The sequence below is a fragment of the Achromobacter dolens genome, from assembly GCF_902859745.1.
Taxonomy (GTDB): domain Bacteria; phylum Pseudomonadota; class Gammaproteobacteria; order Burkholderiales; family Burkholderiaceae_B; genus Achromobacter; species Achromobacter dolens.
In genome coordinates, this window is record NZ_CADIJW010000080.1 from 1 (window position 1) to 13,922 (window position 13,922).

General features: G+C 68.9%; 12 protein-coding genes. 7 read left to right on the forward strand and 5 right to left on the reverse strand.

The annotated features are described in order from the left end of the window. The 3 genes from HV783_RS28260 to HV783_RS28270 all read left to right on the forward strand — a co-directional run. On the forward strand, window positions 1-1,180 hold a 1,180-nt coding region (locus tag HV783_RS28260), incomplete at its 5' end, for a phosphate acyltransferase (protein WP_254604080.1). Beyond that, window positions 1,161-2,393, forward strand: coding sequence for a patatin-like phospholipase family protein (locus HV783_RS28265; RefSeq protein WP_254604081.1), 1,233 nt, complete (start codon window positions 1,161-1,163; stop codon window positions 2,391-2,393). The genes HV783_RS28260 and HV783_RS28265, both read left to right, overlap by 20 nt. Beyond that, complete coding sequence (locus HV783_RS28270) at window positions 2,390-2,857, forward strand: barstar family protein (protein WP_026385200.1); 468 nt, start codon at window positions 2,390-2,392, stop codon at window positions 2,855-2,857. Before HV783_RS28265 ends, HV783_RS28270 begins: the two co-directional genes overlap by 4 nt. Before the next feature lie 73 nt (window positions 2,858-2,930). Here the strand turns inward: HV783_RS28270 and HV783_RS28275 are convergent, their stop codons facing one another. Both HV783_RS28275 and HV783_RS28280 read right to left on the reverse strand, forming a co-directional pair. After that, window positions 2,931-3,662: a 16S rRNA (uracil(1498)-N(3))-methyltransferase gene (locus HV783_RS28275; protein ID WP_054501003.1), complete on the reverse strand. Its 732-nt coding sequence runs from the start codon at window positions 3,660-3,662 to the stop codon at window positions 2,931-2,933. A gap of 104 nt (window positions 3,663-3,766) precedes the next feature. Next, entirely contained in the window at window positions 3,767-4,273 is a 507-nt protein-coding gene (locus tag HV783_RS28280; protein ID WP_054501004.1) for a THO complex subunit 7 family protein, read from the reverse strand. A gap of 260 nt (window positions 4,274-4,533) precedes the next feature. Between HV783_RS28280 and tkt the strand changes: the two genes are divergently transcribed. From tkt to HV783_RS28300, 4 genes are all read left to right on the forward strand, one after another. Next, a complete protein-coding gene (gene tkt / locus HV783_RS28285; RefSeq protein ID WP_054501005.1) occupies window positions 4,534-6,570 on the forward strand; it encodes a transketolase in 2,037 nt (678 codons plus the stop codon). 15 nt (window positions 6,571-6,585) lie between these two features. Then, window positions 6,586-7,596, forward strand: coding sequence for a type I glyceraldehyde-3-phosphate dehydrogenase (gene gap, locus HV783_RS28290; RefSeq protein WP_020926693.1), 1,011 nt, complete (start codon window positions 6,586-6,588; stop codon window positions 7,594-7,596). A 98-nt stretch (window positions 7,597-7,694) separates the two neighbouring features. Next, entirely contained in the window at window positions 7,695-8,888 is a 1,194-nt protein-coding gene (locus HV783_RS28295; protein WP_054501006.1) for a phosphoglycerate kinase, read from the forward strand. A gap of 177 nt (window positions 8,889-9,065) precedes the next feature. Further along, window positions 9,066-10,757 (forward strand): SulP family inorganic anion transporter, encoded by a 1,692-nt coding sequence (locus HV783_RS28300; protein ID WP_175190289.1) that lies wholly within the window; start codon window positions 9,066-9,068, stop codon window positions 10,755-10,757. Between the two features lie 29 nt (window positions 10,758-10,786). Here HV783_RS28300 and fabI read toward each other — a convergent pair whose 3' ends face one another. From fabI to HV783_RS28315, 3 genes are all read right to left on the reverse strand, one after another. Continuing rightward, window positions 10,787-11,560 (reverse strand): enoyl-ACP reductase FabI, encoded by a 774-nt coding sequence (gene fabI, locus HV783_RS28305; RefSeq protein WP_049075567.1) that lies wholly within the window; start codon window positions 11,558-11,560, stop codon window positions 10,787-10,789. Next, window positions 11,557-12,741: an acetate/propionate family kinase gene (locus tag HV783_RS28310; protein WP_064528233.1), complete on the reverse strand. Its 1,185-nt coding sequence runs from the start codon at window positions 12,739-12,741 to the stop codon at window positions 11,557-11,559. Before HV783_RS28310 ends, fabI begins: the two co-directional genes overlap by 4 nt. Before the next feature lie 77 nt (window positions 12,742-12,818). Continuing rightward, window positions 12,819-13,922 (reverse strand): phosphate acetyltransferase (locus HV783_RS28315; RefSeq protein WP_437341333.1); only part of this gene is annotated, 1,104 nt, incomplete at its 5' end.

The window sequence follows — 13,922 nt, forward strand, 5'->3', positions numbered from 1 at the left end:
CATCTCGTTCGGCCCCGAGTACCTGATTCCCAAGCCGTTCGATCCGCGCCTGATCGTGCGCATCGCGCCGGCGGTGGCCAAGGCCGCCATGGAAGGCGGCGTGGCCACGCGTCCGCTGGCCGACCTGGAAGCCTACGAAGAGCAGTTGCAGCAGTTCGTGTACCACTCCGGCGCCTTCATGAAGCCGCTGTTCTCGGCGGCCAAGCGCATCGTGCGCGAAGGCGGTCCGGCCCGCATCGTGTTCGCCGAGGGCGAAGACGAGCGCGTGCTGCGCGCGGTGCAGGTGGTGGTGGACGAAGGCCTGGCCCGTCCCATCCTGGTGGGCCGTCCGTCGGTGCTGCTGACCCGCATCGAGAAGCTGGGCCTGCGGCTGCGCCTGGGCGAGGACGTCGAGGTCACCAACCCCGAATACGACGAGCGCTTCCACCAGTACTGGACCACGTACTGGGAACGCATGTGCCGACGTGGCATCACCAAGGAAATGGCGCGCGTGGAAATGCGCCGCCGCATGACCTTGATCGGCGCGATGATGGTGCACCTGGGCGATGCCGACGGCATGGTCTGCGGTTCGGTCGGCGCGTACCATGATCACCTGCGCTTCATCGACGAAGTGATCGGCCGCCGGCCGGGCCGCAACGTCTACGCCGCCATGAACATCCTGCTGCTCAACGAGCGCACGGTGGTGCTGGTGGATACGCACGTCAACGACGAACCCACCGCCGAGCAGATCGCCGAATTCACCATCGCCGCGGCCAAGGAAATGCAGCGCATGTTCCTGGCGCCCAAGGTGGCGCTGCTGTCGCGCTCGAACTTCGGTTCGGGCAGCTCGGCCTCGGGCGCCAAGATGCGGCGCGCGCTGGAACTGGTGCGCCAAGCCGAGCCGGAGCTGGAGATCGACGGCGAGATGCACGGCGACTGCGCGCTGGACGAGGCGCTGCGCCTGCGGATCCTGCCGTCCTCCACGCTCAAGGGCGAGGCCAACCTGCTGGTGTGCCCGAACGTGGACGCCGGCAACATCGCCTACAACCTGCTCAAGACGGCGGCCGGCGGCAACGTGGCGGTGGGCCCGTTCCTGCTGGGCGCCAATGCGCCGGTGCACATCCTGACCTCCAGCTCGACCGTGCGCCGCATCGTCAATATGACCGCGATGACGGTGGTCGATGCCAATACCCCGCGTTGAAGTCACCAATGGCGGTCCGGCGTGCCCGCGCACGCCGACCGGCCTGGTCCTGACCGGGGGCGGCGCCCGCGCCGCCTACCAGGTGGGCGTGCTCAGCGCCATCATGGAGCTGCTGGACCCCGACTGGCATTCGCGTTTCAAGAATCCCTTCGACATCATCTGCGGCACGTCCGCCGGCGCCATCAATGCCGCCGCGCTGGCATGCCGGGCCGAGCGGCCGCACCTGGGGGTGCGCCGCATCCGCCGCCTGTGGTCGTCGCTCAATACCGACATGATCTACCGGGCCGACGCGCCGGGTTTGATCCGCACCGGCGTGCGCTGGCTGGGCCTGCTGTCGCTGGGATGGATGTATTCCGGCCTGACGCGCAAGCGGCCGCAGTCGCTGCTGGACAACAGCCCGATGCAGGAACTGCTGGGCCGGGTGCTGGACTTCGGCCACCTGCAATCGAACCTGGAGAGCGGCGCGCTGTCGGCGCTGGCGATCACGGCCTCCGGCTACACCAGCGGCGAGCACCTGACGTTCTACCAGGCGCACGCGCCGATCGAGCCCTGGCACCGCTACCTGCGGCTGGCCATTCCCACGCCGATCACGGTCGACCACCTGATGGCTTCGTCCGCCATTCCCTTCGTTTTTCCCGCCCGCCAGATCACGGTGCACGGCAAGGGTGAGTGGTGCGGCGACGGCTCGATGCGGCAGCTGGCGCCGATCAGCCCGGCCATCCACCTGGGCGCGCACCGGGTGCTGGTGATCGGCACCGGGTTCCGCGACGACACCCACCCCGAGCACCGGGAGGCGGCGCCGCCGTACCCCTCGCTGGCCCAGGTGGGCGGCCATGCCCTGTCCAGCATCTTCCTGGACGGCCTGTCAATGGACGTCGAGCGCCTGGAGCGGATGAACTACCTGGTCGACCACGCCGCGCCGCCAGAGGGCGACGAGGTCACCGTGCGCCGTATCGAGGTGCTGACGATCACCCCCAGCCGCTCCCTGGACTCCCTGGCGCTGGAACACCTGGGCGACATGCCGGCGCAGGCCCGTGCCCTTTTTCGCGTACTCGGTGTATCGTCCGACCCAAGCCGTCCGGGGGGCGGGGCGCTGATGTCCTACCTGTTGTTCGAGTCCAGCTACACCAAGCGATTGATCGAACTGGGTTATGCCGATACGATGCAGCGTAACGATGAAGTGATCGCCTTTTTCAAGGAGGCACAGGCATGACGCGCAATGCCCAATCTACCCTGCACAAGCAGTTGAAGCGAGGTGGAGCGCTGGCCCATGACGGGCTGGACAAAAAGGCCGTGGTCGACGCCGCGCATGAGCTCGGCCTGGCACTGTTTGTGGCCAATTGCGACCCGGCGCGCAGCCGCTCCGCGGTGCTGCGCGCCATCGTCAAGGCAGTGGACTTCCCCGAGTATTTCGGCGGCAACCTCGACGCGTTGTACGACTGTCTGTGCGATACCGTGCTGGATCACAAGACCGGCGTGGTGCTGTGGCTGTACAAGCTGCATTCGGGGGACCCGGCGCTGGAAGAGGACGCCGCCCGCATCGAGTCGGTCTGCGCCGACGCCGCCGAATTCGCCCACGAGAATGGCCGCACGTTTGCGTATGTGGTGGAGCACGCCGGCAAGCACCCCGATCCGGAACCGGGCGTGGCCGCCGCGCCCTACGGCGACAACGACTGAAGACCCGGGCTGGGGCGCTCGCGCCGCCGGCCGCTGGGTCAACGGCCTGTCATGTCCCGGGGCGGGACGCCGATCACCAGCCGAGCAAGGCGCCGGCCGCTGAAATCAAGGCCAATCCCGCCGTTTCCGTGCGCAGCACGCGCGGGCCGAACCTGACGGCCTGGACCCCCGCTTCGCGCGCCTGCGCCAGTTCCTTTTCCGACCAGCCCCCTTCGGGGCCGACCAGCAGCGTCAACGATTGCAGGCCCGGCGTCGCGTCGAGCCGGCCGGCCAGGTCGGCATTGGCGTCCGGATGACACAGCAGGCGCAGGCCGTCGGCCGGCAGGGCCAGCCAGTCGGCCAGCGTCACGGGGGCGTCGACCGCCATCAGCCGGTTGCGGCCGCATTGCTCGGCCGCCGATTGGGCGATGCGCTGCCAGTGCGCCACCCTTTTTTCCAGCCGCGGCCCGGACAACTGCAGCACGCTGCGCTGCGCGGCGATGGGGCAGACCCGGGCGGCGCCCAGCTCCACGGCTTTTTCCACCACCCAGTCCATCTTGTCGCCGGCGGGCAGGCCCTGTACCAGCGTGATGCGGCCGGCCAGCTCGGCTTCGCGCGGATCGAACGCCCCCAACTGGGCGAAACCGGCCTTGCCCTCGATTTCCAGCGCCGCCGGGTATTCGCCGCCGTGGCCGTTGAACAGCACCATGGGTTCCCCCGCGCGCAGTCGCAGCACGCGGATGGCGTGGTGAGCCAGGGCCTCCGGCAGGGCGATGCGGGCGCCGGGGGACAGGGGAGCGTCGCAGAAGAAGCGGGGAGCGGACATGGGTAACGCGGTGGCGGACGGAAAGTGGTCGTGGGGCCGGGCGCAGACCCGGGGCGCGGCACGGGCAGCGGCCCGGCGATTCAGGGGCCTGGCTCGTCGCCCGGTCACCTGAGCGCGTAGCCTACCACCTTGATGCCCCAGTCGATCAGGTTGGGGGCGCTGGACGCCAGTTGCAGCGTCAGCAGGGTCAGGAAACCCACCGTCATTTTCTTGTCCAGGCGCATGAGGTCGTGACGCACCTCGGCCAGGTCTTCGCGGGTGGCGAAACGCTTGAGTTCCTCGCGAGTGGGCAGTTGCGCGACGACTTCGACGAGTTTGTCGAATTGTTCCTGGGCGGCGCGCGTGGCGATTTCGCGTTCGAGTGCGGCGCGTTCGCGGGCGATGTCGCGTTCGAGCTCGGCGCGTTCGCGGGCGAAGTCGACGCGTGACAGGGCATAGGCCTGGAGCTCGGCGCGCGCCTCGTCCTGCGAGCGCTTGAGCAGGTCGGCCTCGCCCTGCAGGCGGGCGTGTTCCAGCGCCTGCGCCACCGCGATGGCGCGTTCCTCGCCGAGCGCGTTGCGCAGGGCCAGGATGCCGGCGGCGGGAATGGTGAAGCTCAACATGGCAAGCATGATACGGAATCCGACATAGGGCTAAGCCAGGCCATCATGAATCTCGGACCGCCCCGCCGCAATTGTGGCAACTACGCCATGACATGGCTGTCCTCCCCTGGGGACAATCACGATTCTGCCGCGGGCCATCGTCCATCTGGCGGACCCCGCTACCCGGCGTCGGCCGGGTCATCCCCAGGTGTTAAAATCGTCTGCTTCGCAACCTACTCAACTGGCCCCCATTTCCTGCGTGGGCGCGCCAGCCACAAAGAGCCTTCCGAATGAGCAATCCGACCGCCCCTAAACTTGCCTTGGCGGATGCCATCCGCGCCCTCGCGATGGATGCCGTGCAACAAGCGAACTCCGGGCACCCGGGCGCTCCCATGGGCATGGCGGAAATCGCCCAGGCCCTCTGGATCGGCAACCTGCGCCACAACCCCAAGGATCCCGCCTGGGCCAACCGCGACCGCTTCGTGCTGTCCAACGGCCACGGCTCGATGCTGATCTACGCGCTGCTGCACCTGACCGGCTACGACCTGCCGATCGAAGAACTGAAGAACTTCCGCCAACTGCATTCCAAGACGCCGGGCCACCCCGAAGTGGGCATCACCCCGGGCGTGGAAACCACCACCGGCCCGCTGGGCCAGGGCCTGGGCAATGCCGTCGGCATGGCGCTGGCCGAAGCGCTGCTGGCCGCCGAGTTCAACAAGCCCGGCCACACCATCGTCGACCACCACACCTATGCCTTCACCGGCGACGGCTGCCTGATGGAAGGCATCTCGCACGAAGTGTGCTCGCTGGCCGGCACGCTCAAGCTGTCCAAGCTGGTGGTGCTGTATGACGACAACGGCATCTCGATCGACGGCCACGTCGAGCACTGGTTCGCCGACGACACCGCCAAGCGCTTCGAGGGCTACGGCTGGAACGTCATCCGCGGCATCGACGGCCACGACGCCGCCGCCGTGGACGCCGCCATCAAGGCCGCCCGCGCGCAATCGGAAAAGCCCACGCTGATCGTCTGCCGCACCGTCATCGGCAAGGGTTCGCCCAACATGGCCGGCACCCACAACGTGCACGGCGCCCCGCTGGGCAAGGACGAGATCGCCGCCACCCGCGCCGCGCTGGGCTGGTCGGCCGAGCCGTTCCAGATCCCGCAGGACGTCTACGACGGCTGGGATGGCCGCAAGACCGGCGCCGCCGCGCAGGCCGAATGGCAATCGGCCTTCGACGCCTACGCCGCCGAATTCCCGGCCGAGGCGGCCGAGTTCACCCGCCGCATGAAGGGCGAGCTGCCCGCCGGCTACGCCGACCAATTCAAGGCGTTCCTGAACGCCACGCTGGAAAAGGCCGAAACCGTCGCCACCCGCAAGGCCTCGCAGTTCGCGATCACGGCGCTGGCCGCCGCACTGCCGGAAATGCTGGGCGGCTCGGCCGACCTGACCGGCTCCAATTTCACCGACTGGAAGGGCGTGGGCGCGGTGCGCGCCGGCGACAAGGGCATCCAGTTCGGCCGCCACATCAACTACGGCGTGCGCGAATTCGGCATGGCCGCCATCATGAACGGCGTGGCGCTGCATGGCGGCTACCTGCCGTTCGGCGGCACCTTCCTGACGTTCTCCGACTACTCGCGCAACGCCATCCGCATGGCCGCGCTGATGAAGCAGCGCGTGGTGCACGTGTTCACGCACGACTCCATCGGCCTGGGCGAAGACGGCCCGACCCACCAGTCCATCGAACACGCCGCCAGCCTGCGCCTGATCCCCAACCTGTCGCTCTGGCGTCCCTGCGACACGGCCGAAACCGCCGTGGCCTGGAACGCCGCCGTGACGCGCCCGGCCAGCATCGGCATGGACGTGCATGACGGCGGCCCGACGGCCCTGCTGCTGTCGCGCCAGAACCTGCCGTTCGTGCAACGCGACGCCGCCACCGTGGACGCCATCGCCCGCGGCGGCTACGTGCTGCGCGACGCCGACGGCGCTCGCGCCGTGATCATCGCCACCGGTTCCGAAGTCGCCATCGCCCTGGACGCGCAAGCCCAACTGGCCAAGGAAGGCATCGCGGTGCGCGTGGTGTCCATGCCGAGCACCGACGTGTTCGACAAGCAGGACGCCGCCTGGAAGCAATCGGTGCTGCCCAAGGGGCTGCCGCGCGTGGCCGTCGAGGCCGGCGTGACCGCCTTCTGGCACAAGTACGTGGGCCTGGAAGGCGCCGTGGTCGGCATCGATCGCTACGGCGAATCGGCCCCCGCGGGCGCGCTGTTCAAGTTCTTCGGGCTGACCGCCGACAAGGTGGCCGAGACCGTCAAGCAAGTTCTGTAAAAAAGGAGCCTAGTCATGACCATTCGCGTCGCCATCAACGGTTACGGTCGCATCGGCCGCAACATCCTGCGTGCCCACTATGAAGGTGGCAAGAAGCACGATATCGAAATCGTCGCCATCAACGATCTGGGCGATCCCAAGACCAACGCCCACCTGACCCGCTACGACACCGCCCACGGCAAGTTCCCGGGCACCGTCGAAGTCGATGGCGAGTACATGGTCGTCAACGGCGACAAGATCCGCGTGCTGGCCAACCGCAACCCGGCCGAACTGCCGTGGGGCGAGCTGAAGGTCGACGTGGTGCTGGAATGCACGGGCTTTTTCACGACCAAGGAAAAGGCCGGCGCGCACATCAAGGGCGGCGCCAAGAAGGTCATCATCTCGGCCCCGGGCGGCAAGGACGTTGACGCCACCGTCGTCTACGGCGTCAACCACGGCGTGCTGAAGTCGACCGACACCGTCATCTCGAACGCGTCGTGCACCACCAACTGCCTGGCCCCGCTGGTCAAGCCGCTGAACGACAAGCTGGGCCTGGAAAACGGTCTGATGACGACCGTCCACGCCTACACCAACGACCAGGTCCTGACCGACGTCTACCACGAAGACCTGCGCCGCGCCCGTTCGGCCACCATGAGCATGATCCCGACCAAGACCGGCGCCGCCGCCGCGGTCGGCCTGGTGCTGCCGGAACTGAACGGCAAGCTGGACGGCTACGCCATCCGCGTCCCGACCATCAACGTGTCGATCGTCGACCTGTCCTTCGTGGCCAAGCGCGACACGACCGTCGAGGAAGTGAACGGCATCCTGAAGGCCGCCTCGGAAGGCGAGCTCAAGGGCATCCTGGACTACAACACCGAACCCCTGGTCTCGGTGGACTACAACCACAACCCGGCCTCCAGCACCGTTGACGCGTCGCTGACCAAGGTCTCGGGCCGCCTGGTCAAGGTTTCGTCCTGGTACGACAACGAGTGGGGCTTCTCGAACCGCATGCTCGACACCACCGTCGCGCTGATGTCGGCCAAGTAAGCATCGCTGTCGGATCGAAGGGGACGAACAGGTTTTCCGCCACGGCGGAAAGCGGGTTCGTCCCCTTCGTTCGCCAACTCTAGGAGACGCAAAGCATTATGTCCAAGGTCAATACCCTGTCCGCGCTGGCCAAGGCCGGCGCCCTGTCCGGCAAGCGCGTGTTCATCCGCGCCGATCTGAACGTGCCGTTCGATGACGCCGGCCGCATTTCCGAAGACACCCGCATCCGCGCCTCGGTGCCCGGCATCCGCCTGGCGCTGGACGCTGGCGCCGCGGTGATGGTCACCTCGCACCTGGGCCGCCCGAAAGAGGGCGTGCTGACCGAGGCCGATTCGCTGGCCAAGGTCGGCCAGCGCCTGTCCGAGCTGCTGGGGATGCCCGTGCCGCTGGTGCAGAACTGGGTCGACGGCGTCAAGGTCGAGCCGGGCCTGGTGGTGCTGCTGGAAAACTGCCGCGTCAACGTCGGCGAGAAGAAGGACGACGAGGCGCTGTCGCGCAAGATGGCGGCGCTGTGCGACGTCTACGTCAATGACGCCTTCGGCACGGCGCACCGCGCCGAGGCCACCACGCACGGCATCGCGCGCTTCGCGCCGGTGGCCTGCGCCGGTCCGCTGCTGGAAGCCGAGCTGGACGCGCTGGGCCGCGCGCTGCACGAGCCGAAGCGTCCGCTGGTCGCGATCGTCGGCGGCTCCAAGGTGTCGACCAAGCTGTCGATCCTGCAATCGCTGGCCGACAAGGTCGACCAGTTGGTGGTGGGCGGCGGCATCGCCAACACCTTCATGCTGGCCGCCGGACTGCCGATCGGCAAGTCGCTGGCCGAGCCGGACCAGGTGGAGCAGGCGCGCGCCGTGATCGAGCTGATGAAGCAGCGCGGCGCGGATGTGCCGATCCCGGTGGACGTGGTGTGCGCCAAGGCGTTCGGCGCGGACGCCGAGGCCACCGTGAAGGCGGCCGATGAAGTCGCCGCCGACGATATGATCCTGGACATCGGCCCGCAGACCGCGCAGCAATTGGCCGAGATCCTCAAGCAGGCCGGCACCATCGTCTGGAACGGCCCGGTCGGCGTGTTCGAGTTCGACCAGTTCGCCAACGGCACCAAGGTGGTGGCGCAGGCGATCGCGGATTCCGAGGGCTTCTCGATCGCGGGCGGCGGCGACACGCTGGCCGCGATCGCCAAGTACGGCATCGGCGAGCAGGTCGGCTACATCTCGACCGGCGGCGGCGCGTTCCTGGAATTCCTGGAAGGCAAGACCCTGCCGGCGGTGGCCGTGCTGCAAGAGCGGGCCAAGTAGTCTTTCCGCCCGGGCGATCCGAAGCCGCTCCTTCCGGGGCGGCTTTTTTTCATCGGCCCGAGCTGGGTGGCTGCCGTCGGCTGGGGCGCTTGGCGCTTATTCCATAGACTGGTGTAGGCTTGACGCTCGCCCGCTTCCCGCGGTTTCCTTCCCCCGTTTCCTCCGCTTCGCCGCCCCATGAACCTACGATTTCTTCCTGGCCTGAACAACTTCCGGGGCATCACCCGGGAGTCCGCCGGCCGCGATATCGCCGCGGGATTGAGCGTGGCCGCGGTGGCGTTGCCGGTAGGGCTGGCCTATGCGGCGATGATGGGAGTGCCGCCGGTTGCCGGGCTGTGGGCGGCGATCGCCGGCATGTTGGGTTACGCGCTGTTCGGTTCCTCGCGCACGCTGATCGTGGGGCCGGACACGGCCACTTGCACGCTGATCGCGGCGACGCTGACGGGCATGGCGCTGACCTCGCCCGAGGACCGGCTGGTGGCCGCCACCGGGATCGCGCTGACGGTCGGGCTGGGTTGCCTGATCGCGCGGGTGCTGCGCCTGGGCGTGCTGGCCAACCTGCTGTCGCGGCCGGTGCTGATCGGCTACATGGCGGGGGTGGCGGTGACGCTGGCGCTGTCGCAATTGAGTGGCCTGACCGGCGTGGGGCTGCGCAACAGCGGGCTGGTGCATCCTTTCCTGGAGTTGTCGCGGCGCGTGTCGGAGATCCGCATTCCCACGCTCTGCCTGGGGCTGGCGTCGTGCCTGCTGCTGGTGGCGATCAAGCGCTGGAGGCCGAATTGGCCGGGGCCGATCATGCTGGTGGTCGGCGCCTGCCTGCTGTCTTGGCTGTTCGATTTTCCCAGCCTCGGCATCGCCGTGGTGGGCGAGGTGCCGGCGGGCCTGCCGGCGCTGCGCGTGCCGGTGCGGCTCGAAGGCCTGGACAACATCCTGCTGGGCGCGGCGGGCGTGCTGGTAGTGAGCTTTTCCAGCGGCATCGTGACGGCGCGCAGCTTTGCCGCGCGCACCGGCGAGCACGTGGATCCGAACCGTGAACTGGTCGGCTTCGGCGCGGCCAATGTGGCGGCCGGGCTGTTCCAGGGCTTCGTGGTGACCGGGGCCGATTCGCGCACGGCGGTGGGACTGGCGGCGGGCGGCTCGTCGCCGCTGGTCGGCGTCAGCGCGGCGGCGGCGCTCGCGCTGGTGGTGGGCCTGCTGAGCGCGCCGCTCTATTGGCTGCCGCAGGCGGTGCTGTCGGCAATCCTGCTGCTGGCGGCCGCCAGCCTGTTCGACGGCCAGGCCTTCCTGCGGCTGGCGCGAATTTCGCGCATCGAGCTGGCCTTCGGCGTCCTGGCCGCGGTCGGCGTGGTGGGTTTCGGCGTGCTGCAGGGCGTGGCGGTGTCGGTTGGCGCCACGCTGCTGTACGCCATGTACGTGTCCGGCAATCCGCGCGATGCCCTGCTGGGCCGTCTGCCGGGCGAATCGGTGCTGGGCAAGATGCATCTGAACCCGCAGGCGCAGCCGGTGCCGGGCGCGGTGATCTGGCTGTTCGAGTCGTCGGTGTGGTTCTTCAACGCCGACGCGTTCCGGCGGCGCGCCCGCGAGATCATCGAGCAGGCGGGGGACATCACCTGGTTCGTGCTGGATGCCGAGGCCATGACGCAGGCCGACGCCGACGCCATCGAAGCCTTGTACGAACTGCGGCGCGAGCTGCGCGACCGCGGCATGGTGCTGCTGGTGGCGGGCGGCCACGGCCAGTTCCGCATGGCGCTGGAGCGCTCTGGCCTAGCCGACCGCATCGGCCGCGACAAGATCTTCCCCTCGCCCGAACAGGCGGTCGAGGCGATCGAGCGCTGGCGCCAGGGGCCGGCGCCGGCCACGCTTTCCTGATACTTGGCGCGGGCTGTGGCGCCCGCGCCTCAATCGATGATGTGATAGCCGCCGTCGATGTACAGCGTCTGCCCGGTCATGCGGCGGGCGGCGTCGGTGGCGAGCCAGGCGGTGGCCTCGCCGACGTCGTCGATGGAGACCAGGCTGCGCGCCGGGGCCTTGGCCTGGGCGCGGTCGAGCAGCGCGTCGAATTCGGCGATGCCCGAGGCCGCGCGGGTCTTGAGCGGCCCGGGTGAAATCGCGTGCACGCGGATGCCCTGCGGGCCGAGTTCGGCCGCCAGGTAGCGAGTGGCCGATTCCAGCGCGGCCTTCACGGGACCCATCATGTTGTAGTGCTCGACCACCATCTGCGAGCCGTAGTAGCTCATGCAGAACAGCGCGCCCCCGCCGGGCATCAGCGGCTCTGCCAGCTTGGCCATGCGGATGAACGACCAGCACGACACATCCATGGCCGTCAGGAAGCCCGCGCGCGAGCAGTCCGTGACGCGGCCGTGCAGATCGTCGCGCGGGGCGTAGGCGATGGAATGCAGCACGAAATCCAGGCCGCCCCATTCGGCGGCGATGCGCTCGAACACCGCCTCCAGCTCGCCCTCGCGCAGCAGGTCCAGCGGCATCAGCAGCGACGCGTCCACCTGGCGCGCCAGCGGCTCGACGTGCGGGCGCGCCTTGTCGTTCAGGTAGGTCACGGCCAGTTCCGCGCCCATGGCGCGGAACGCCTTGGCGCAGCCCCAGGCGATGGAGTCGGCGTTGGCGATGCCCGTGACCAGGCCGCGCTTGCCGGCAAGAGGGAGGGCGGCGCTCATCGTTGTTTCACCAGGGCCAGCGTGTGCTGCGCGATGATCAGTTCTTCATTGGTGCGCACCACGTACACGCCGATGCGGCTGTCGTCGCTGGAAATGCGCGGCCCGTGATGCGCATTGCGCTCGGGATCCAGCTTGATGCCGAGCCAGCCCCAATGCTCGCTGATGGCCTGGCGGATCTCGGCCGAGTTTTCGCCGACGCCAGCGGTGAAGACGATGCCGTCGATGCCGTTCATGGCGCAGCCCAGGCCGATCATGCCTTCGGCCACGCGCCAGGCGAAGTACTTCAGCGCCAGCCTGGCCGACGGCGCGTCGCTGGCCAGCAGCTCGCGCATGTCGTTGCTGATGCCCGACAGGCCCTTCATGCCGCAGTCGTGGTACAGCACGTGCTCGATGTCGTCGTGCGACATGCCCTGTTCCATCATCCACAGCACCACGCCGGCATCCAGCCGGCCCGGCCGCGTGCCCATCGGCAGGCCTTCGAGCGCGGTGAAGCCCATGGTGCTGTCGACGCTCTTGCCCTGGTGCATGGCGCAGGCCGACACGCCCGAACCCAGGTGCGCCGCGATGATCCTGCCCATGGCGATCTCGGGCAGCGCCTGGCGCAGCCGCTGCGCGATGTATTCGTACGACAGGCCGTGAAAGCCATAGCGCCGCACGCCCTGCTGGTACAGATGCTCGGGCAGGGCGTAGCGGTCGGCCACGTCCGAATGGCTGCGGTGGAACGCGGTGTCGAAGCAGGCCACCTGCGGAATCCACGGGCGCCGCTCGCGGATCACGCGGATCGGCGCCAGGTTGTTGGGCTGGTGCAGCGGCGCCAGCGGCGTGAAGGTGTCCAGTTTGGCGAGGATGGCGTCGTCGATCAGCACCGGCTCGGCCAGGTCGGGGCCGCCGTGCACCACGCGATGGCCCACCGCCAGCGGCGCGCCGCCCAGGTGGCCGCTGAGCCAGGTGCCGACCACCTCCTGGCCGTTGGGCACATCGGGCGCGTGGCTGGGCGCGATGTCGCGTTCCACCAGCGTCTGGCCGGCGGCGTCGCGCACCCGCAGGCGCGGATGGCTGGTGCCGATGCCTTCGAGCTGGCCGCCCAGGCGCGGCGCCAGCGCCTGTTTGCCGTCGATGTCGTACAGGTAGAACTTGATGCTGGAACTGCCGGCGTTGATGACGAGAATGGTGTCGGACATGGAGTCGATCGCCTCTTGATGCAAGGGACAAGGCAGGGCCGGGGCCCCGCCGCTCATTCACGGCCTGTCGGCCGGCCCTAGGCCAGCGGACGCGCCTGCTGCGTGGCCAGGTGGTGCGCGTAGATCGCCGCCACCGCGCACGATGCCAGGCGAGAGCGCGGGCTGTCGGCGCGGCTTGTCAGGATGATGGGCACGCGCGCGCCCAGCACGATGCCTGCGGCCTCGGCGTTGGCCAGGAAGGTCAGGTTCTTGGCCAGCATGTTGCCGGCTTCCAGATCGGGCACCACCAGCACCTGGGCCACGCCCGCCACCAGCGAGCGGATGCCCTTGATGCGGGCGGCATCGGGGCTGATGGCGTTGTCCAGCGCCAACGGGCCGTCCAGCACGCCGCCGGCGATCTGGCCGCGGTCGGCCATCTTGCACAGCGCGGCTGCCTCGATGGTGCTGGGAATGCTGGGTGTGACCTGCTCGACCGCCGACAGGATCGCCACGCGCGGCTCGCCCAGGCCCAGGCCGTGGTGCAGGTCGATCACGTTGCGGATGATGTCGGCCTTGGTTTCCAGGTCCGGAAAGATGTTGATGGCCGCGTCGGTGATGAACAGCGGCTCGGCGTAGGTCGGCACTTCCATGATGAACACATGGCTGATGCGGCGGCCGCTGCGCAGCCCGGTGGCGCGCGCCACCACTTCGTGCATCAGCTCGTCGGTGTGCAGGCTGCCCTTCATCAGCAGCGAGGCCTCGCCGCCGCGCACCAGCGCCACGGCGGTCTCGGCCGCGGCGTGGCTGTGCGGCGCATCGACGATGCGGGCATCGCCCAGGTTCAGCCTGTGCTGCGCGGCCGTGTCGCGGATCTTGTGTTCCGGGCCCACCAGGATGGGACGCAGCAGGCCCAGGTCACGCGCTTCCAGCGCGGCCGACAGCGACGGCTCGTCGCAGGGATGGGCGATGGCGCAGGCTGCGGGCGCCAGGGTCTGGGCGCGCGCGATCAGTTTGTCGTAGTGCGTGGAGGTGGGCAGGCTCATTCCGGTTTGGCCTTGGCGGTGGCGGGTTTGCGGACGCGCGCGGGCGCGGCTTCCTTCTTGCGGGCGGCGGCCTTGACCGCGGCCTGCGGCGTGGACTTGGCGGCGGCCGCCGTGGCAGCGCGGCGCGCACGGTCGTTGGGCGGCGCCGTGGGCGAGGGT